This window comes from Methylogaea oryzae, from assembly GCF_019669985.1.
In the GTDB taxonomy this organism is placed as follows: Bacteria; Pseudomonadota; Gammaproteobacteria; order Methylococcales; family Methylococcaceae; genus Methylogaea; species Methylogaea oryzae.
The window spans coordinates 636,938-658,230 of sequence record NZ_AP019782.1 but is presented as its reverse complement, the minus strand read 5'-3'; the positions used below and the strand labels follow the sequence as shown (position 1 = coordinate 658,230).

Here is a 21,293-nt window from a genome sequence, read left to right as displayed (position 1 = left end):
TTCAATCCCCAACGACAAGGCGGCTGAAGCCCCCCGACTGCCAGTCGGCTATCCAGCCGGCGACGTCGGCGGCCGGCATGGGCCGAGCGATCAAATAACCCTGGGCGATGTCGCAGCCGGTTCGGCGCAACAGCTCCCAATCCTCGCGGTCCTCGATCCCTTCCGCCACGACCTCCATGCCCAACTGCCGGGCCAGGTTCAGGCTGGCGTCATACATCACGCGCAACGTCTCGTTGCTCCAGGCGCCATGCACGAATCCCTGGTCGATTTTAAGCTCGTCGAACGGAATATCGCGCAATTGGGCCAACGAAGAATGCCCGGTGCCGAAATCGTCGATCGACAGGCGAAAGCGCTTCAAGCGCAAGCGCGCCAGGACTTCCAACGGAGTGCGCGCATCCTGCATCAACCGGCTTTCCGTCACCTCCAACACCACTTGTTGCGGCGGCACGCCGGCCGCCAGGGTCTGGGCGGCGACGAAGTCGGTGAAATCCAGCGACTCCAGGTTGTCCATGGAAATGTTGACGGCCACCCGCAGCGCCAACCCCGCTTCTTGCCAGCCTTTGGCGTCGGCCAAGGCATTGGTGAACACCACCTGCGTCAAGCCGTCGATCAGGCCGTGCGCTTCGGCGACGCCGATAAACTGATCGGGCGCGACCACGCCATCCTCGTGATGGTGCCATCGCACCAGCGTTTCCACCCCGACCACCTCGGAGGTGGAAACCGATACTTTGGGCTGGTAATAATTGATCAGCCGGCCTCCCTCAATGGCGGCGCGCACCTCGTCCGCATCGTAGGCCTTCTTTGCCACCCTGACTTTGCCTGCCGGCGGCGGCGTCCATTGGCCGAGCAGTTCCGCCAGCTTCTCCGGCGAAGCGGGTTTGCAAAGGTGGCCGAGTATGGAGATTTTGTGCGCCCGCACCAATTTTTCGACCGACTGCTGCATGCGCTCGTCCTCGCCGCTGACCAAAACCAGGCTGCCGACGTAGCGGCGTTCGACCAAATACCGCACGAACTCCACCCCATCCATCTCCGGCATATTCAGATCCAACAGGATCAGGTCCGGCGGCGTGTCGGGACCGTCGAACAAAGCCAGGGCGGCGCGGCCGCTGTCGCAAGTGGTGATCGAAGCGAACCCCAGGCTTGCCAACATATGCGCCAGCAATTTGAGCATGAACGGCTCGTCATCAAGCACCAGGACTCTGACATCGGACCTTTTAACCACAAACTTGTCTCCCACTTCCCCGCGGACGTATCCGCAACCATCGCTACAATGCCGCCAGATATTGCTCAACGGCGGATATCTCAGCCTCGAAACGCGGCAACAAGTCGGACAAGGCCTCCATCCGTCCCGCTTTGCCGGCCTGTTCCAGCTCGGCGCACAACTCGCCCAACGCCATCGCGCCAACGGAGCGGGACGAGGATTTGAGCTTATGAGCCGCCGCGCCGGCCCGCTCCGCTTGCCCGTCAAGGCAGGCGGCCCTTAACTCCGCCGCGATTTTGGCCGCGCTGAGGCGAAAGTCGCGCAAGAATTCGTTAATTATTGCAGGATCATCGCCAACCAGCTGCTGTAGTACGCTCACATCCACCGGCTTTATCGCCGGGGCGGGGATTTCGTCGGCGTTAGGCAGCCATTTTTCCAGCATGGCCTTTAGATCCGACAGCCGGGCCGGCTTGCTCAAATAATCGTCCATTCCCACGGCGCGGCAATGCTCCGCCTCGCCCCGCAAGGCATTGGCCGTCAACGCAACGATGGGCATACGCCGGGAGTCCTGCTCCGCGGCGCGGATAGCCCCGGTCAGTTCGTAACCGTCCATTTCCGGCATGTGAAGATCGGTAAGCAACAAGGCGTAATCGCCGCTTTGCCAGCGTTCCAGCGCCTCGCCGCCGTTGGCGGCGACATCGGCGGCGTAACCGAGCAGCGCCAACTGCTGCAGAATGACTTTCTGGTTGGTGTCGTTGTCTTCGGCGATGAGAATCAAGCGTCCTTGCCGCAGGGCCTCCTCCCGCGACGGCGGCTGGAAAGACGTCTCTTCGCCGCCGGTTGTCGCGGCGTCGCTGTCCTCCCACAGACGGCCGGCAGCGATCGCGACCGCGCGGAGGAATGTCCGGCGGTTAAGCACGTTGCCGTCCACCATCACCCGCTCCGGGTCCTTCAGGCGGCGTATCCGCCGGCGCTGCCCGCGCTCGATGACCACCAGGCGGCAATCGACGTCCGGCCGCGCCCGGCTGGCCGCGCGCAAATCCTCCGGCCGTCCGTGCTCGCTGCCGAAGTCGATCACCCATACCCAGACGCCCGGCGGACAGGTTTCGGCCCATCGCATGGCCGCAGCCAAATCGGGCGTCCACTCCACCCGCGCCTCGGTGGCCTTGAGATAGGCGGCGAAATCGCCGGCCAAACCGTCCGGGCCGCCCACCAGCAGGCAGGACAGACCGGCGACCGGCGGCCCGTCATCGGCGGCTTCGGCCTGATCCGCCGGCAGCGCGAACGGCAGGCGCACGCTGAACACGCTGCCTTGGCCCGGTTCGCTTTGCACGGCGATTTCGCCACCCTTCAAGGCCACCAGATGGCGAACGATAGCCAGCCCCAGGCCGGTGCCGCCGAAACGGCGGGTGGTCGAGGCGTCGGCCTGGACGAAAGGGGCGAACAGCCGCGCCTGGACCTCCCGGTCCATGCCGATGCCGTTATCGGCCACCCGCACTTCGATCACGATCCGCTCCGGGTCCTGCTCGGCCAGCAGAGCCCGAATCGAGACTTTGCCCTGTTGCTCCTGTCCGCTGGAGAATTTGATGGCGTTGTTGACCAGATTGACCAAAATCTGCCGCAAGCGGCCGGGATCGCCCAGCACTTGCCCAGGCAACGCCGGATCGGTGAACAGCGTCAACTCCACGCCTTTCTTTTCCGCCAGGCGATCCAACATATCGCAGGCTTTTTCCACCACCTCCACCGGCGACATCAGAACGTGCTCGATTTCCAGCTTGCCGGCCTCGATCTTGGAGAAGTCCAGGATGTCGTCGATGATGCCCAGCAAGGCGTAAGCCGAATCGCGGATGAGTTCGACCATTTCCACTTGATGGCCTTTGAGGCTGGTCTGGTGCAGCACGTCCACCATGCCGATCACGCCGTTCATGGGCGTCCGGATCTCGTGGCTCATGCTGGCGAGAAAAGCCGACTTGGCGCGGTTGGCCTCCTCCGCCGCGCGGCGCGCCAACTCCAGATCGGCGGTGCGCGCCGCCACTTTGCTCTCCAGCTCTTCGTTGAGCTGCAAAAGCGCGGCTTCGGTCTGCTTGCGCTTGCCGATGTCCCGAGCGATGGTCGACAAGTACCCCACGGTTCCATCGTGGCTCCGGTGGGCGATAATCACCTGCAACATGGGAATTTCCTGGCCGTCGCGCCCCAGCAGCGCCGTTTCGCCGCTCCAGGTACCGTGCTCTAGCGCGTAAGGAATCGCCTCCTGCCGTATCAACTGAGAGGCCCAGGCGGGATGGGTATCGAACAGGTTCACCGCGAACGGAACGAACTCGGCGTCGAATCCCAGCAGTTGCCGGGCGGCCGGGTTGAAATACAGCACGCGGCCGTCCAGCCCCACCGTCGCCACCAGATCCGGCGTGGCTTCGACGATGGCCGCCAGCCGCGACTGCTCCTCCTGGACCAGCCGGCGTTGCGCCACTTCCGCCGCCAATTTGGCGGTTCGCTCCTCGACCAAGCGCTCCAGGCGCTCGTGCAGCCGGGCGCGTTCCAGCGCCACGGCGACCTGGTTACCGATGCCGAACAGCATTTTCAGCATCATTTCATTGAACAGCCCGTCTCCCGATCCGACCAAGTTCATGATGCCCAGCGCGCTGCGGCCGGGCGTCCACAGGGGAATGCTGGCGTGATGGCACGAAGACGGCGCGGCGCCCTTGGCCATCACCAGGCGCTCGCATTCGATGATATTGACGGCGCGATCCAGTTCGCCGCTGAGCAGCTTGTGCTGGCATGCGCAAACGCCTTCGAAGGTGTCCTGCCCCTGCGGCAGCGACAGGTTGCACGACGCGGCCAAGCGAAAGCCGGATTCGCCCTCCCTCAACCAGATGCACCCGCCCTGGATGCCGGGCAGCTCCAGCGCGCGGGTCAACACCGTTTCCGCCACCGCCAGCTCGGTGTCCGCATGGTTGAGTCCGTCGGCGACGCGATACAAGCCGCTCAGCACCTGGTTGCAATCCACCAGGTCCCTGTCCCGCTGCATCAATTCGTTGTTGAAGCGAACGGCCTGCTCGTAGGTGGAGATCAACAAATCGAGTATCTGTTGCCGTTCGGCGGTAATCAGATGCTTGCCGCCGCCGATGTCGACTTCCACGCCGTGCTGGGTGTCCCGGCTGTTGCGCAGCTCGACGTTCATCAGCAAAGACCGGATGCGCGACAGCAGATAGTCCCCGTCGTAAGGCTTGCGGATGAAGTTGTCCGCCCCGCACTCCAGCCCGCGGATCACATCGTGCGGATCGGCCAGGGAAGTCAGCAGGATCACCGGGACGTCTTTCAGCTTGTCGTCGGATTTGATCGCGCGGCACAAGCCGTATCCGTCCAGCTCCGGGATGACGATGTCGCTGACGAGCAATGCCGGCTTGCGCGACAGGGCCGCCGCCAGCGCCTGTTTGCCGTTCGCCGTCGCGGTGACCCGATAGCCCTGCCCTTCCAGCAGCAAACGCAGCGGCTCCACCTGCGCGCGGTTGTCGTCGACGATGAGGATTTCGGCGCCGGCGTCTCTTGCGGCTTGCATATCAGGCTCCTTCAGAGCGGTTTATCGGCATGGCTGGCGATCTATTCGGCGCAGGCGCAAGGGGTCTATTCATCAGCGGGAGCGCCGCGCCGGACGCGACGCCGCTTTTTCCGGCCGCGCATGCGGAGGTAAACCGCCGCGCCGACCATCGGCAACAAGGCAAGGTTGATCCATGCCAGCATGATTAACGAATCCGTCTCCGAATCGCCGGCGGCGGGTTCGCGCGGCGGCGGCGCGGCGGCGACGGTCAAGCCGTGTTCTTTTATGCGCTGCAGATTGCCGACGCTCGCCTGCACCGTGATGCGATACGCGCCGGGCGCCAGCTTCGGCAGGGTCTGCGAAAAGCGTCCGTCGCCGTCGTCGTCCGCCAACGCCAGCGCCACGTCAGGCGCGGCGGAATCGTTAAGCGCGGTGACGCCGGCCTGAATCCGCACCCCCGGCGTATTCATCACGCCGCCGCCGGCCTGTTCCAGCCACGCGTTGATCGGCGGCATGGCGTCGCCGCCGCCGACCAGGTCGGGAGCCTCCACCCGCAGGGCGACGTCGGTCACGATGTAGGCTTTGCGGGAACCGTCGCTGTCCGGTTGCAACTGCCAATCCCCCTGCTGCGGATGATCCATGGTCACCAGGCTGTAGCCGCGGCCGCTGGTCCAATGGATGTCGGGACGAGCGCTCGTCGCGTCGATGGCATCCCCCTGCGGAGAAATCAGCACCGTGCCGTCCGCTTCTTCCGGCTTGCGATTGACCAGCAGCGACAAGGAGCCGACGTGATCGTCCACATGGACCACCCGGTCGACCGGCAGCATGTCGGGCTGTTCGATAATCTCGAAAATGGTCGTGAACAACTCGGACAACTGCTCGGTGCGCTCCGCCACCATCGTCAGCCCGCTGGTGCCCGCCGCGATGTCCTGCAAGAAGGGGGCATCCACATGCTCGCTGAAAGCGATGGCGAACACCCGTATTCCGGCCGCGTGCAAACGCGCGACGGTTTGCCGCAACACCGCCTCTTTCTGGCGCTGGTTTTCGTCGTTGCTGCCGACATTGGTGATGCCGTCGGAGAACAAAAGGACGATGGGGCGGGCATTCTCGCGGCGATCCTGGGCCAGGCTTTGCAGGGCCGCTTCCAAAGGCGGACGAAAATCGCTGCCGACATGGGGAGAGGCGACGACGTTCTGCACCAGCCAGTTCAGGTCACGCCGACCGTCAGCGTCCAACAGGCGAAGTTCGCTGCGGGTGTGCACGTCCCGATCGAAGCCGAACACCTGCACGCGGGATTGGGCCGGCAGCAGGTTGAGCAACAACTCCACCGCCGAAGGCGCCAGCCGGCGAGGATCGCTGACGGCCATGCTCACCGCGGTATCCAGCACCAACACCAGATCCAGCGGCCTGGTCTCGTACGCCGCCGCCGGCCGCGCCGCCGAGAGCAGCGCCAGCGAGATCAAAGCCGCCCTGCCGGCGCTCAATGCATTCCACGGTTTATTCACGTCCCCCCCTCTGTAACCGGCAATTCTCAAAAATCATCGACAGCCGCGCCGCCGTTGCGCCCCGATTGATGATAGCGCTTCGCCGCCGATTGTTGGCGCACCCGGAGCCCGCCGGGCGGGCCGTGGGGCAGTCACTTGCCGGAAAAGGTGCCGATCAGCCGGTCCAGCAGGGCGAACAGCAGGTCCACACTATAGCCGGCGAGAAAAGCCAAAGCGAAGGGAGTGAGGGATTTCACCCCCGGTTCGGTATCGACGGCGGGCAGGAACCAGATGACGATCAGCCCGGCCAGCATCCCCATGTAAACGCGCAAGCGATACAGCGTATTCAAGTCCGGCGTATAGGCCTGCGTCTTGATATCGCTGGCCAGCGTGCGCAGCACGTACAGGCAAGCGCCGAGAAACCCGTACAACAGCGGCAGGATGTAGCGTTCCAAGCCCTGGGAGGTATAGCTCGCCACCAGCACGGCTTTTTTCAACGCTTCGTAGGCCGACTCGCGGTCGTTTTCCAATACCGGGCCGAGGATGCCGACGGCCGTCAGCGGCGAACGCCATACGTTGTTCCATTTGCGCAGGATGTCAAAGCGAAAAGCCATCTCCTTTTCCCGCACGATCGCCTCCGCCTCCAGGGCCTGCAGCTCCGGGGCGTCGGCCCCCTTGCCTCCGGCTCGCAACGCATCCTGCTGCTTGTTGCTCTCCTGGACCTGGTCCAGCAGCGGCGTGATGCCATGGCTGAGATTTTCTCCCACCACCCAGTAAACCTGCGTGACCAACAGCAGCAACAGCGCCCAGAACGCCCAGCGGCGGAACAGGTGCACCGCCAAATCGGCGCGGGTGTAGTGCGCCTCGCCGAAATAGCGGTCGACCAGGTTGCCCATGCGGCCACGGCGGCTCAGGCTCTGCGTGGTGGCTTTCAGGCTGGCGATGGTGACGGGGCGAACGGCTTCGGCCAATTTCTGGCGGGCGTCCCAAAACGCCACCTGCCGGTCGAAAGTGTCCGGCGAATTCACGTCGTCGGTCAGCAGCGTTTTCGAATTCACCAGCGCCGTCAGCACTTCCGTCGGCAGCGCGATGCCGCGGGAAGACGCGTAATCCAACAGGATCTCCGTATCCTCCACCGCGCCGCGCAGGGTGATCTCGCTTTTTTTCGCGGCTTGCGCCGCTTCTTTGCTTGCCCGTTCCATGGAACTACCTCACTTCCAAGCTGTATTCGCAGGGACGCCGCTCGCCGCCATCGCCGCACAGCACCGGGGCGTTGTCCGCATACACCACCCGCACCCGCCAGACGCCGGGCAGCAAGTTGTCCTTGCTGCTCCAGGTGCGCCAATCGAAATAGCCCTGATCGCGCAACTCCCGCCGCAGCCCGGGCAACAATTCGCGGTGGGCAACGGGAACATCGATTTGGTCGGTCATCGCCGTGACGCCTTCCGGCCGGACGCGGGAAATGGTTTCCCTGAACCACTTGTGGCGGATCGGCAGCTTGCCTTCGGCGGCGAGCTTGTCCAGCGCGGCGGCCGAGCCTTTCACCTGCATCCACAGGAACACGCCCTGGCGCGCGCGCCCGACGGCCAGCGGGTTTATGGGCTGCCGACGGCTTTTGTCCACTTCCGCGGCCCAAGCCGTCGCGGCGATTTCGATGAAACCCTCCTCGTCGGCGCGACCCATGCCGGGTCGGACGGCAAGCGTCAAGCCGAGTAAAGCGGGTAAAACAAACCGGAGAAATCCGGTCGGACGGGCGGGCCGGAAACGGCCAGCGCATAGAGTAAGGCCAGCGAACATAACGAACTCCCTGTTTATCCCTGTTATTGCTGAAAATCGGCCGAGGCATCGGCCCCGGTCTCGGCCACAACCGATGCGCCTAGCATTACCGCCGCGCGGCGCGGAATCAATACCCCGGCGACGCCCGACCCATTTGGCGGGCGGTTCGGGCAAACCGGTTAAAGCGGGGACGCCGCCAACCAGCGCCGCACGGTATCCACCAATAACCCGGTGTCCACGGGCTTGGTCAAAAAGTCGTTCATGCCGGCCTCCATGCTTTTGCCTCGCTCGGAACCCAACGCATGGGCGGTGATGGCGATAATGGGCAGGTCGGTGACGCCCAAGCCGCGCCGGATCAAGCGGGTGGCGTCGAAACCGTCCATTTCCGGCATTTGCAGGTCCATCAGCACCGCCCCGTAATCGCGGGAGAAACGCGCCACCCGCTCCACCGCTTCCCGGCCGTTGACCGCCACGTCGACCACGAAACCGGCCTCTTGCAGCACTTCCAGCATCAAGCTCCGGTTAACGTCGTGATCCTCCACCAGCAACAAGCGGATGCCGGCTTGCGCCGCCGCGGGCAACGGCGGCCGCGCGGGCGGAATCGCGGGCACCACTTGAGCGGCCAAACCGAAATCGGCGACGAAGCTAAACTGGCTGCCCTGGCCGTACGCGCTGCGCACCTCGATCACCCCGCCCATCAGCTTCACCAAACGCTGGCTGATGGCCAGTCCCAGGCCGCTGCCGCCGAAGCGGCGGGTGGTGGAGCTGTCCTCCTGGGTGAACGGCTCGAACAAATAGGGCAGGACTTCCTCGCGGATCCCCGAGCCGGTGTCCCGCACGGTAAAGAGCAATCTGGCCTGGCCCTTCCTCTCGCGGCGCTTCGCCACCAGCAGCGACACTTCACCGGCCGCGGTGAACTTCACCGCGTTGCTCACCAGGTTGATAAGCACCTGGCTCAAGCGCAGCGGATCTCCCACCAGGATGGCCGGCACGTCCGGCGCCACGTTGAAACGCAGGAGCAGGCCCTTTTGCTCCGCGGCCACGGCGTTCAAGCTGTACACGCTGTCCAAGGCGGCGTCCAGCCGGAAAGCGATCCGCTCCAAATCCATGCGGCCGGCTTCGATCTTGGAAAAATCCAGCACGTCGTTGATGACGCCCAACAGGGCTTTCGAAGCCCGGTCAATGCGCTCCACGTAATCGTGCTGGCGCGGATTCAATTCGGTTTTCAAGGCCAACTGGGCAAACCCCATGACGGCGTTCATGGGCGTGCGGATTTCGTGGCTCATATTGGCGAGAAACTCCGACTTGGCGCGATTGGCCCGGTCCGCCTCGTCCTTGGCCGCCACCAGGGCCGCCTCCGCCTCTTTGCGGGCGCTGATGTCGATCCAGGTGCCGATGATTTCCACCGGCCGGCCTTCTTCGTCGCAAATCACCGTCAGGCTGTCGTGCACCCAGAAATAATGGCCGTCGGCATGGCGGAAGCGGTATTCGTGCACCAAGGTGCCCCGCTCCCGCAGCAAGCGCCGGTTCAAGCCGGAAACGCCCTGGCGGTCGTCGGGGTGGACGTGCTCCGACCAAAACGCCGGCTCGTGCCACTGGGCCGGAGGATAACCGGCCAGGCGCACCAGGGCGGCGCTCACGTAGTCCATGGCGAAGCCTCCCTCGGCTTGCAGGCTCGGCAGCAGGGAGTACACCACCGCCGGCCCCCCGTCGATCAAATGGCGCAAGCGCGCTCCCGTCTGGCGCAACTGGTCTTCGGCTTGCTTGCGCTCGCGCACCTCCCGCTGCAAACGCCGGTTGAAGATCCCCTGGCACAGGGCCGTGCCGGCCAATAGGATCAATATGCCTCCGGCGGCGCCCCCCAGCCATTTGACGCGGGAATAGCCCACCTTGGGATCGGGATCGTAGAGAAACCCGTCCAGCCGGTAATCCGCCTTCACCATGCCCAGCTGGACGAACGAATCCGCCATGCGGCGCCAGCGCCCCGGATTCATGTGGCCCAGCTCGACCAGCTCCGGCAGGATCAGCCGGCGCATGGCGTCCGCCTCGTAGCGCAAATGCTCACGGCTTTTGCCCGAGCCGTAACGGCGCAGGATCAGCTCGATGATCTCGTCCGGGTGGCGCATGGCATAGTCCCATCCCCTGAGGCTGGCGTCGCGGAACGCTTTGACGCGATCCGGACGCTCGGCCAGCTCCTGCTCGCTGGTGAAAAGAATGTCGCTGTAAAAATCGATGCCGTAGGTAATGGGACTGATGACGGCGGGCAAAACGCCGCGCTGTTCCAACAGATACGGCTCGTTGGTGACGTAAGCGTTGAAAGCGTCGGTGCGGCCGTCCAGCAAATCGCCAACGTCGTAACTGCTGTTCAAGCGCGCCAAGCGCGACACGTCGACGCCCTCGTTGCGCAGCATGGCGAGAAAATCCGCGTCGGTATCGTCGCCGATCATCATCACCCGCTTCCCCACCAGGTCCTGGGGACTGCGTATGCCGGAATCGGCGCGGACCAGCAAAACGGAGGGGGAATGCTGAAAAACGGCGGCCAAGGCCACCAGGGGCCGCCCCAGCAAACGCTGGTGCAGCAACTCGCTGTTGGCCACGCCGAATTGAGCGCGGCCGGCCAAGACCTCGCCGATGGGCTGCAGTCCCGGCCGCCCCGGCGAAATCGTCACATCCAGCCCCGCCTCCCGGTAATACCCCTTTTCCTGGGCGGCGTAATAGCCGGCGAACTGAAACTGGTGCAGCCAGCGCAATTGCAGGGTCACGGCTTCCAGCGGCGGCTCGGCCGTTACCGCCGGCCGGCACCATAGCAACAGGCACAGCAGCGGAAAAATACGGCGCCGGGCGGCTGGACGGCTGAAAAAAAAGGCCGGCATCGACATGAACGAGAAGGAACGGTCCATTGATAAAGAAGCTCACTATAGAACACACCCGCGCATCCCCCTACGACGGGGTATATCGCCGACGCCTAGGGTAAACTGTCCGGGTCTACAGACTAGCCGCCACCGTTTGCAACTTCGCCATGCCGCTGGGTCCGATCACCACCGCCTTACTCCCCCTGGGTTATTTGCTGACCGCGCTGTTGAGCGCCGGCCTGCTGGCCTACCCCCTTTACCTGGCTTTGCATGGCGCCATGTCGCTTCGGGCCGTGGTCAGCCGACTGACGCTGGCGCTGATCGTGCTGAGCCTGCCCTGGCTCATCGCCAAACTGCGCCTGGGCCGCGGCGGCCTGGGCCTGCCGGCGCGGCCGATCGCCTGGCTGCGGGGATTGGCCGCCGGCCTGCTGGCCGGCATAGCCATCATGGCCCTGCTGGTGTTGCTGGAAACAGCCCTGGGCCTGCGCACCGGCGCTTGGCCGCCGGGACAATTCGCCTCCAGCCTGCTGCGGGCGTCGGCCAAGCCGTTATTGGTCGGCGTGCTGGTGGGCTGCATCGAGGAGCTGCTGTTCCGCGGCGTGCTGCTGGGCGCGCTGGCCCAACGGCGAGGCGCCGTCTACGCCGTCGCGGTCAGCGCTTTTTATTACGCCATCCTGCATTTTTTTCACAGCGATCTCAAATTGCCGGAAGACGGCCTCGGCTGGCAAAGCAGCTTCACCTACATCGGCGACGGCTTCCGCCACCTGCTGCGCTGGAACAACGCGGACTCTTTCGCCGCCCTGTACTGCGCCGGCCTGCTGTTGGGCTGCGCGCGCCTGTTGGTCGGTCCAGGCCTGGCGCTGTGCATCGGCATCCACGCCGGCTGGGTCTATACCCTGCGCACCACGCTGGCCCTCACCGATCTCGTGCCCGCCTCCCCCTTGGGCTTCCTGGTGGGCGACTACGACCACATCATCGGCTGGCTGGCCGCCGGCTGGCTGACGTTGCTTACCCTGCCCCTGCTGCGGACGCTGCATCGACGCCGCCCGGCGTGACGGCCATCAGTCCTGCCCGCTCCAGCCGTCGCCAATCCTCCGGCCGGTCCACATCCCACAACAACGCCGGCTCCGCCCAACGCCAGCCGGCTTGGCGCATGCGCCGGCGGGTTTCCGCCATGACGGCCGATCCGCCCCAGGGCATGTCGCCGAACAACCACGGCTCGGCGCGGCGCACCCCGACCAGGACATAGCCGCCATCCTCCGCGGGCAGGAACACCGCGTCGCTCCCCTGGCGCAAAGCGGCGGCGGCGGCGCGGAGGTGGGCCGGGGCCATGGCCGGGCAGTCGGTGCCGATCAGCAGCGCCGGCCCTTGCCGGCACAGCTCCGCCAGGGCGGCGCGCATGCGCTGCCCCAGATCGCCGCTGGTCTGCGGCCGCAAGGCCGCGCCGAAACGCTCGCGGCAGTGGCCGAACAGCTCGTGGGAGCAATCCGGCGCGCACCACAGGGACACCGGCCCCACGGCCGCCGCCACAGCGGTTTCCAGGGTGCGCAGGACGAAAGCCCGTTGCAAATCGGCGGCGCCTTGCGAGCCGAGGACGGGAATCAGCCGGGTCTTGGCATGGCCGGGCAGCGGCGCCTTGGCGAACACGGCGATGGCGACGGCTTCAGGATTGCCGCGGTTCATAGCCGTAAGCTCTGGCCAGGTGCGCCGGATCGGCGCCGCAAAAATACGCCAGCCGCAGCCGCCACATGAGCAGCACGGTGCGCAGCACGCCGCGTTTCTCCCAGCGGCGGCCGGAGGTGGCGACCCGGGCCGCCAGGCACAGCGGCGGGCCGAAGCTTTTCAGGATGCGGCTATAGGCGATGTCCTCCATGAGGGGAATATCGGGAAAGCCGCCGCTGGCCTCGAACGCCTCGCGCCGCACGAACAAGGCCTGGTCGCCGGTGGCAATGCCGGTCCAGCGCGAGCGGCGGTTCATGCACCAGGCGATCGCCTTCAACCAGGGATGGCGGCCGTCGATGGACACGTCGAAACGCCCCCATGCCCGGCCGCCGGCAGCGAGTCCATCCAGCACCAGCCGATCGGCCTCCTCCGGCAAACGCGTATCGGCGTGCAGGAACAGCAGCACCTCGCCTCGCGCCAAGGCGGCGCCGGCGTTCATTTGCGCCGCACGGCCGCGCGGCGCCCGGACGACCGCATCGCTCAGCCCGGCGGCCAAGGCGGCGGTACCGTCGGCGCTGCCGCCGTCCGCCACGATCACTTCATGGCCGCGCCGGCGCAAGGGCTGCAGGGCGGCCAAGTGGGCGACGATACCGGCCGCTTCGTTCAAGACGGGAACGACGATGGACACACGCGGCATGGATCAGCCCCGCCGCCAGGCGTGGTAGCGCGCCAGCCAGCGCAACACCCCTTGCGGCGCGTGGGAACGCTTCCATGCCCCGGCCACCTGCTTGTTGGCCTCGGCCAGGGTCGGGTAGACGTGGATGGTGCCCAGCAGCCGGTTCAGGCCGATGCCGTGCTTCATCGCCAGCACGAATTCGGCCAGCAGGTCGGCGGCGTGCTCTCCGACGATGGTCGCCCCCAAAATCTTGTCCCGGCCCGGCGCCGTCAGCACTTTGACGAAGCCGTGGGCCTCCCCGTCGACGATGGCCCGGTCCAGGTCGCGCAAGTCGTAGCGGCAGACTTCGAACGGCACGGCGCGTTCGCGCGCTTCCTGTTCGTTGAGCCCCACCCGCGCCACTTCCGGATCGGTGAACGTGGCCCAGGGAATCACCGAATAATCGACGCGGAACTTGCGCACGCCGCCGAACAGGCTGTTGACCGCGGCGTACCACGCCTGGTGGGCGGCGGTGTGGGTGAACTGGAACGGTCCGGCCACGTCGCCGCAGGCGTAGATGTTGGGATACAGGGTTTGCAGGCATTCGTCGACGGCCACCGTGCGCGCCGGCGTGGTGGGGATGCCCAGCTCCTCCAGGCCGTAGCCCTGGGTGTTGGCGACGCGGCCGACGGCCACCAGCACCTGATCGAAAGCCAGGCGCACCTCCTCGCCTCGGCATTCCGCGACCAGCGCCTTTTCGCCGTCTTCCGCCAGGCAGCGCAGCGCTTTGTGCTCCAGGCGCAGGTCCACGCCCTCCTGGCGGAAGCGGCCGGCGACCCGGTCCGACACGTCCGCGTCCTCGCGCATCAGCAAGCGCGGCGCCATTTCCACCAGGGTCACTCGGCTGCCGAAGCGGGCGAAACACTGCGCCAGCTCGCAACCGATGGGGCCGCCCCCCAGCACCAGCAAGCGCCGCGGCAATTCCCGCAAATCCCATAGGTTGTCGGAAGTGAGATAACCGGCCTCGGCCAGCCCCGGTATGGGCGGCACGAACGGACGCGCGCCGGCGGCGATGACGATGGCCCGAGTGGTGAGGGTTTGCGTACCCTGGGCGGTGCGGACTTCCACCGCCCAAGGCGAAACGATGCGGGCCTCGCCTTGCAGCACCTCGACGCCCAGGCCGGCGTAGCGCTCGACCGAGTCGTGGGGCGCCACCTCCCGTATCACGGCCCGCACCCGCGCCATGGCGGCGGCGAAATCGAACTCCGCCGTGGCCCGTGCGATGCCGTAATGGGGAGCGTTGCGGATTTGCGCCAGCAGCCGGGCGGTGCGGATCAGCGCCTTGGACGGCACGCAGCCGCTGTTGAGGCAATCGCCCCCCATGGCGCCCCGCTCCACCAGGGTCACCTTGGCCCGCACCGCCGCCGCGATATAAGCCGTCACCAAACCCGCCGCGCCGGCACCGATCACCACCAGGTTGCGGTCGAAACGGCGCGGCTTGGGCCAGCGCCGCAAGCGCCGGCGCGCCGCGAGATGCCTGAATAGGGACGGGAGAAGTCGGTGCATGGCGGAGTTTTCCTCACGGGGCGCGGGCGCGACGACGCCGGGCCGGTCCCCGAGCCCGGATCATAGCGCCGGCAGGCCGTTCAAGCGAAGGAGAAGCCTTGCCGGCGAAACAGGCTGATACAGGCGTCCACCACCGCGCCGTCGTACAACTCGCCCCGGTGCCGCTCGATTTCCTCCAGCGCGGCGTCCACCCCCAGGGCCGCCCGGTAAGGACGGTGCGACGCCATGGCGTCCACCACGTCGGCAACGGCGAGAATCCGGGCCTCCAGCACGATCTCGTCGCCTTTCAGGCCGCGCGGATAGCCCTCGCCGTTCAACCGCTCGTGGTGCTGCAAAATCATGTCGGCCACCGGCCAGGGAAAATCGATGTCCTTGACGATGTCGTAGCCGACTTCCGGGTGCATCTTGATCAGCTTGAATTCCACGTCGTTCAAACGGCCGGGGCGGCTGAGGATTTCCGCCGGGATGTAGATCTTGCCGATGTCGTGGATTTCCGCGCCGTGCCGCACGCCGCCCACGCGCTCCTCCGGCATGGCCAGCGCGCGGGCGATCGCCTCGGCGAGTTGCGACACGCGCTTCTGGTGTCCCGCCGTGTAGGGATCGCGCGCCTCGATGGTGGTGGCGATGGCTTGTATGGTGCCTTCCAGCGCCCGTTCCAGCTGGCGCGCGCTTTCCTCCCGGGCCCCGCGCTCGCGCAGGGTCGTGATGCCGAAAGCCAGGTCGGCGGCCAATTCGGCCAGGATGGCGTACTCGTCGCGGCCGAACGCGTCCGTTTCCCGCGCGTAGATGGCCAAGGCGCCGACCACCGTTCCGCCCGCCCCTTTCAACGGCAGGAAAATGCTCGAGCAATACCCGAACAGCCGCGCGCGAACCTGGCACGGGGCGCAACCGCCATAGGCGGAAATGTCCTTCACGGTTTGGATATCGCCGGTGTTCAGCGTCACGCACATGGGGCAGCCCAGCCGCTCCTCCTCCGGCCAACTCGCTTTATGGTCGGCGACGAACTCCTCGGCGTGTTCGCCAAACCAAGCCATGGGAGCGATGGACTGGGGCTGGCCGCTGTCGACATAGCCCACCCAGGCCAGGGGAAACTCGCCCACTTCGACGATCAAGCGGCACATGTCCCGCAACAGCTGGAACTCGTCGGTGGCGTGAATCAGGGTTTCGTTGCAACGGCTGAGCGTCCGCAAAAAGCGGTTGCTGCGCTGCAGCGCCCGCTCGCCCCGTTTGCGCTCGCTGATGTCGCGGATGATGCCGATGGCATGCCAGCGCCCCTGGATCGGCGCGGCGGAAATGGACAGTTCCACGGGAAATTCGCCGCCGTCGCGGCGCAGCCCGGCGGCTTCGATGGTCGTGCCGATCACGGCTCCCCGCCCGCTCGTCCGGAAGTTCGGCCAGTGTTGCCGGTAGTCATCGAGATAACGGGGCGGCGCGGCGAGGGCATGCATGTCCTTGCCCAGCACCTCCTGCCGGCGGTAGCCGAACATGCGCTCCGCCGCGCTGTTCCAGTCGGTGATCAGGCCGTTGTCGTCGATAATGACGATGCCGTCCTGGGCCGACTCGGTCATGTTGCGGAACCGCTCCGCGCTGTCCCGCAGCGCGGCGTCGGCTTCCTTGCGGGCGCGGCGCTCCTCGGCGTTTTGCAGGGCGCGCTCCACCGCCGGCACCAGCTTGCTGAGGCGGCCTTTCAGCACGTAATCGGCGGCGCCCTGGTGCAGCGTTTCGATGGCGAACTCCTCCCCCATGGCGCCGGACAGGAAAATGAACGGCACGTCCGGCAGCTTTTCTTGGGCCAGCCGCAAGGCCTCCAAGCCGTCGAAAGCCGGCAGCCGATAATCGGCCAGGATCAGGTCGGGGCGGAACTCCTCCAGCGCGGCCACGAACGCGTCCCGCGTCAACACGCGCCGGCTGACGAAGGCGATGCCCGCCTTGCGCAGCTCGCGCTCGGTCAGCTCCGCGTCGGCGGGCTCGTCCTCCAGTTGCAGGATATGTAAAGCGTCGCGCATCGAGGACTCACATTTGCGGTGGGCAATTGATCAACAGCCAGTACAGGCCCAACTCGCCGACCACCTGGCTGAACTCGTCGAAGTTGACCGGCTTGGCGATGTAGCTGTTCACGCCCAGGGCATAACATTCGTCCAGGTCGATTTCCTCCTTGGAGGACGTGAGCACCACCACCGGGATTTTCCGGGTCCGCTCGTCGCCCTTGATGCGCCGCAGCACTTCGATGCCGCTCAATTTCGGCAAGCGCAGGTCGAGCAACACCACTTTGGGCCCGCGCTCCACCTGGCGCCGGTCGTAAGCGCCCTGGGCGAAAATGAAATCCACCGCCTCGGCGCCGTCCTTCACCCAAGCCAGGTGATTGGCCAAGCCGCGCTTGCGCAAGGCGCGCATGGTCAACTCCGCATCGGCGGCGGTGTCCTCCACCAGCAGAATCTCCACGGCATTGTCGCCTTCGCTCATCTCACGCCCCTTGCTGCGGCAAGCTGAAATAGAAAACCGCCCCCTGGCCGACGTTGCCTTCGGCCCATACGGCGCCGCCGTGGCGTTCGACGACCCGTTTGACGATGGCCAGCCCGATGCCCGTGCCGGTGTATTGATCCGGCGAGTGCAGGCGCTCGAACACCCGGAACAGTTTGTCAGCATAGCGCATGTCGAACCCGACGCCGGCATCCTTGACGTAGTAAGCCGGCCCGTGCGGACTGGGCACGCTCCCCACTTCGATTTCGATGTCGCCGGTCGGCGCCGCGAATTTCACCGCGTTGGACAACAAATTGCCCCACACCTGGCGCACCATCTCGCCGTCGCCCCAGGCGGCCGGGATGTCCTGGACAACCACGTGGGCGCGGCGCGCGGAACCCGCCGCCCGCACGACGGCGTCGGCGGCCGCTTTCGCCGCGGCCGCCATGTCCACCGTCTCCCATTTCATGCCGCGCCGCCCCATTTGCAGGAACAAGGTGATGTCGTCGACCAGCTTGGCCATGCGCAGGGCGTTGCCGCGCAATGCGTTCAGCAGCCGCTTGCCTTCGTCGTCCAAGCCGCCGGCGTGCTCCTCCAGCAAAATGCGCGAATACCCGTCGATGGCCCGCAAGGGCGCCGCCATGTCGTGGGACATGGAATAGGAAAACTCCTCCAGCTCCCGATTGGCGGCCTGCAATTGCTCCGTCCGGTCCCGCACCCGCCGCTCCAGCTCCACGTTGAGGTTTCTGGCTTCCGCTTCCGCCCGTTTGCGTTCGGCGATGCTGTTGTACAACCGGAGGAAGGTATTCACCTTGCCCAGCAAAATGCTGTCGTCCACCGGCTTTTCGATGTAGTCCACCGCCCCCAGGTCATAGCCTTTCAACTGGTGGGCGTGGTCCTTGTAGGCAGCGGTGACGAAAATGATCGGCAGATTCTTGGTGTATTCGACGCTTTTCAGCATCTCCGCCACTTCATAGCCATCCATATCCGGCATGTCCACGTCCAGCAGCAGCAAGGCGAATTCGTTCTCCAGCACCAGGGCCAAGGCCTCTTCGCCGGAGGCGGCGAGCACGCATTCGGCCGGCGTGCCCGCCGCCGCGAACAACCGCTTCACGGCTTGCAAATTGGCCGGGTTGTCGTCGACCACCAGGATTTTCGGCAAGGGGAGTTCGCCCATGTCACGCCCCCTCGCCGCAAACCGCGCACGGCAGGGCGAAATACACCGCCGTTCCCACGCCGAGTTGCGACTCAGCCCACACCCTGCCGCCATGCCTTTCGACAACGCGTTTGACGATGGCCAAGCCGATGCCGGTGCCTTCGAATTCCTCCTGGGTGTGCAGCCGCTGGAACACGCCGAACAGCTTGCCGGCATAAGCCGTGTCAAAACCGACGCCGTTGTCTTTCACCCAATAGACGTGTTCCTCCGCCCCGGCCTCGCCGCCCACCTCGATCACCGCTTCCTCCCGCGGGCCGGTGAACTTGACGGCGTTGGACAACAGGTTCAGCAGCACTTGCCGCAGCAAGACGCGGTCGCCCCGCGCCGGCGGCAACTCGCCGGCCACGAAGCGGACGTTGCGCCCGGCGCAACCGGCTTGCAGCTCGGCCCACACCTCGTTGACCAGCGTCGCCATGTCGAACGCCATGGACTCCATTTCGTGTCGGCCCATGCGCGAAAAACCGAGGATGTCGTCGATCAGTTGCCCCATGCGCAAGGCGCTGTCGCGCAGCACTTGCAGATAGTGGCGGCCGGTATCGTCCAACCGGTCCCGGTAATCCTCCAGCAACAGGTTGGAAAAGCCGTCGATGGCCCGTAAAGGCGCCCGCAAATCGTGGGACACCGAATAGGCGAAAGCTTCCAGCTCGCGGTTGGCGGCCTCCAGTTGCGCCGTTCGCTCCTCCACCCGCCGTTCCAGCCCGGCGTTCAATTGGCGGATTTCGCCCTCGGCCCGCTTGAGATCGCTGATGTCGTATAGCGTGGCGCGACTCATCAAGTAACCGCCCTGGGCATCCTGGACGGCCGTGGAGCTGAGCAGCACCTGCAAGGTCGAACCGTCCCGGCGATACACCTCGAACTCCAGGTTGTTGACCCAGCCACGCGCTTTGAGCGACGGAAAACTCTGCCGGAAAGTCTCCCGGCTGTGCGGGGTCAACCAATCGGCGAACTTCAACTTGCCGACCACATCCTCGCGCCGATGGCCCAGCCACGCCAGCTCGGTGTCGTTGATGCGGATGATCGTGCCTTCGGCATCCAGGGAGTGGTAGCCGCAAGGCGCGTGGTTGTAGAGATCCTCGATTTCGTCGGCGGCGCTTTCCCTGACCGCCTCAGCCTGCCGCCGCTCTTTTTCGCGACGGACGCTCTGGCGGGTGAACAAGCCGATCCCGGCCAGGCCCAACAACCAGACCGCGCCGTGGCCGATTTCCAGGTCGCGCGCCGTCAGCGCTTCCGCCTCGAGGAACGACGCCAAGGACAAGGACACGGCGATGCCGCCACGGATATCGCCGATTTTGTAACCCTGCTCGCCGTGGCATTTGAGGCAAGCCTGCTCCACCGCAAACGGCTTGAGCATGCGCAGGCGCGAATCGTCCGCGCCGTCGACCACCGCCCACACTTCCCGCTCACCCCGTTCCAAGCGCTCCAACGCCTGACGCTCCCAATCGTCCGGCGCATTGGCGGGGTTGAGCGGCTTGAGGCTGGTGATATGGCCTTTTTCGCCGAAAGGGCCGAGGAACCGGGTCTGCATTTCCCGCAGCATGTAGGCGGGGTTCATCAAGGTCAGTTTTTTACCGGAGGTGGTTTCCACATCCCGGTCCGGCACATGGACGAGATAGGGATTGGGCGGCGTAGTCTCGCTGGGCGGAACGTAAACGCCGCCGTGGGAGGAGGCCCAGTTGCGGAAAGTGATGTCCTTGGCGATATAGGCCGCCGCCTCGTGGCGGGCGATCTCCACGCTCTGTTCGTGGCTGCTGCGCAGAGCGGCGCCCAGGGACAGCACCACTACCAAGGTCCAACCGGCCACCGCCGCGGCGGTGGTGCGGATGATGTGGCGAAACACGTTCAACGGCAGCGTCTTCACGGCTGAGCTTCCGCCGTTTTCAACGCGCCCTGGCAACTGCTGCCCTGTCCCGCCGTGCAGCCGTAGCAATGGCCGGCCACCCCGATGGGCCGGCCGGCCAGGTCCTCGCGCAGCAAATCGGCCAGGCGCGGCGGCTCGCCGCCGCCGCCCAAGGGAATCCCCAGCATCTGGTTGAAATCGCAGTCGTACGCATAGCCCTGCCAGTCCACGCTGAGGGTGGAGCGGCACATGACGCCTTCCAGGTTGGCGTCGCGGTGGGCGCCCTGCAGCAAGGCCAGGTAAGCGTCGAACCGGCCCTGGGACAGCAACTGGCTGCCGAAGCGCTGGATGGGCATGTTGGCCAGGGTATAGAGCCGGTTGAAAACGATGCCGTAACGGGCGGCGAATTCCCGCTTGTAGGCCGCTTCCAGCGCCCTCTGGGGCGGCGGCAGCACCGGCCCCTGTGGATTGAACACCAAATGCAAAGACAGGCCGCCCTCCCGTCCATAGCCCAAGGCATTGAGCCGCCGGAGGGCGCGGATGCTGGCGGCGAACACGCCCTGGCCGCGTTGGCGGTCCACGTTGTCCTCCAGGTAACAGGGCAAGGAGGCGACGATTTCCACGCCGTGGCCGGCGAGGAAATCGGCCAAATCCTCCTGGCCCGGCTCCTCCAGGACGGTCAGGTTGCAGCGGTCGATCACCCGCGCGCCCAGCCCCCGGGCCGACTCCAGCAAATAACGGAAATGCGGATTCAACTCCGGCGCGCCGCCGGTCAAGTCGAGACAGGCGATGTCCTGCGCCCGCATGAAGGCCAACACCGTCTCGACCATGGCCCGCGACATTTCCTCGGTACGCTTGGGGCTCGCCGCCACATGGCAATGGACGCAAGCCTGGTTGCAGCGATAGCCCAGGTTCACCTGCAACGTCTCCAGGCGACCGCGGCGCAGGGGGAAAAACGGGGTGGCTGCCAGCAAGGGCAAGGTCGGATGCATAATGCGGCTCGTGGAACTCAAGGTTTGAACTATAGCCGGATGGACGGATTCCAGGGT

15 protein-coding genes are annotated in these 21,293 nt (G+C 65.7%); 1 reads left to right on the top strand and 14 read right to left on the bottom strand.

Annotation, left to right across the window (positions count from 1 at the left end; genetic code table 11):
• Position 1: 1 nt before the first annotated feature.
• From K5607_RS03290 to K5607_RS03265, 6 genes are all read right to left on the bottom strand, one after another.
• A complete protein-coding gene (locus K5607_RS03290; RefSeq protein ID WP_217995128.1) occupies positions 2–1,192 on the bottom strand; it encodes an EAL domain-containing response regulator in 1,191 nt (396 codons plus the stop codon).
• Positions 1,193–1,265: 73 nt separating this feature from the next.
• Entirely contained in the window at positions 1,266–4,757 is a 3,492-nt protein-coding gene (locus tag K5607_RS03285) for a response regulator (RefSeq protein ID WP_221048184.1), read from the bottom strand.
• Between the two features lie 65 nt (positions 4,758–4,822).
• Positions 4,823–6,241, bottom strand: coding sequence for a vWA domain-containing protein (locus tag K5607_RS03280; protein WP_221048183.1), 1,419 nt, complete (start codon positions 6,239–6,241; stop codon positions 4,823–4,825).
• A 131-nt stretch (positions 6,242–6,372) separates the two neighbouring features.
• The gene (locus K5607_RS03275; RefSeq protein ID WP_054773917.1) at positions 6,373–7,422 is read right to left on the bottom strand and encodes a hypothetical protein; all 1,050 of its coding nucleotides are present in this window, start codon (positions 7,420–7,422) and stop codon (positions 6,373–6,375) included.
• 4 nt (positions 7,423–7,426) lie between these two features.
• Complete coding sequence (locus K5607_RS03270) at positions 7,427–7,903, bottom strand: DUF2914 domain-containing protein (protein WP_221048182.1); 477 nt, start codon at positions 7,901–7,903, stop codon at positions 7,427–7,429.
• A gap of 272 nt (positions 7,904–8,175) precedes the next feature.
• The gene (locus K5607_RS03265) at positions 8,176–10,896 is read right to left on the bottom strand and encodes an ABC transporter substrate-binding protein (protein ID WP_221048181.1); all 2,721 of its coding nucleotides are present in this window, start codon (positions 10,894–10,896) and stop codon (positions 8,176–8,178) included.
• Positions 10,897–11,015: 119 nt separating this feature from the next.
• Here K5607_RS03265 and K5607_RS03260 point away from each other — a divergent pair, with 119 nt between their 5' ends.
• Entirely contained in the window at positions 11,016–11,903 is an 888-nt protein-coding gene (locus K5607_RS03260) for a CPBP family intramembrane glutamic endopeptidase (RefSeq protein WP_221048180.1), read from the top strand.
• Here K5607_RS03260 and K5607_RS03255 read toward each other — a convergent pair.
• The 8 genes from K5607_RS03255 to arsS all read right to left on the bottom strand — a co-directional run bounded on the left by K5607_RS03255 (position 11,857) and on the right by arsS (position 21,236).
• Positions 11,857–12,531, bottom strand: coding sequence for a TIGR04282 family arsenosugar biosynthesis glycosyltransferase (locus K5607_RS03255; RefSeq protein WP_221048179.1), 675 nt, complete (start codon positions 12,529–12,531; stop codon positions 11,857–11,859). The genes K5607_RS03260 and K5607_RS03255 overlap by 47 nt on opposite strands.
• Complete coding sequence (locus K5607_RS03250) at positions 12,512–13,207, bottom strand: TIGR04283 family arsenosugar biosynthesis glycosyltransferase (RefSeq protein WP_221048178.1); 696 nt, start codon at positions 13,205–13,207, stop codon at positions 12,512–12,514. Before K5607_RS03250 ends, K5607_RS03255 begins: the two co-directional genes overlap by 20 nt.
• 3 nt (positions 13,208–13,210) lie before the next feature.
• A complete protein-coding gene (locus K5607_RS03245) occupies positions 13,211–14,731 on the bottom strand; it encodes a dihydrolipoyl dehydrogenase family protein (protein ID WP_221048177.1) in 1,521 nt (506 codons plus the stop codon).
• Between the two features lie 80 nt (positions 14,732–14,811).
• Complete coding sequence (locus K5607_RS03240; protein WP_221048176.1) at positions 14,812–16,737, bottom strand: HD domain-containing phosphohydrolase; 1,926 nt, start codon at positions 16,735–16,737, stop codon at positions 14,812–14,814.
• A 7-nt stretch (positions 16,738–16,744) separates the two neighbouring features.
• Entirely contained in the window at positions 16,745–17,194 is a 450-nt protein-coding gene (locus K5607_RS03235; protein ID WP_054774724.1) for a response regulator, read from the bottom strand.
• A gap of 1 nt (position 17,195) precedes the next feature.
• Positions 17,196–18,368 (bottom strand): sensor histidine kinase, encoded by a 1,173-nt coding sequence (locus K5607_RS03230; protein WP_221048175.1) that lies wholly within the window; start codon positions 18,366–18,368, stop codon positions 17,196–17,198.
• A gap of 1 nt (position 18,369) precedes the next feature.
• On the bottom strand, positions 18,370–20,265 hold the full coding sequence (locus tag K5607_RS03225) for an ATP-binding protein (RefSeq protein ID WP_221048174.1): 1,896 nt from the start codon (positions 20,263–20,265) through the stop codon (positions 18,370–18,372).
• Positions 20,262–21,236, bottom strand: coding sequence for an arsenosugar biosynthesis radical SAM (seleno)protein ArsS (arsS, locus tag K5607_RS03220; protein ID WP_221048173.1), 975 nt, complete (start codon positions 21,234–21,236; stop codon positions 20,262–20,264). The genes K5607_RS03225 and arsS overlap by 4 nt, the downstream gene beginning before the upstream one ends.
• Positions 21,237–21,293: the final 57 nt, after the last annotated feature.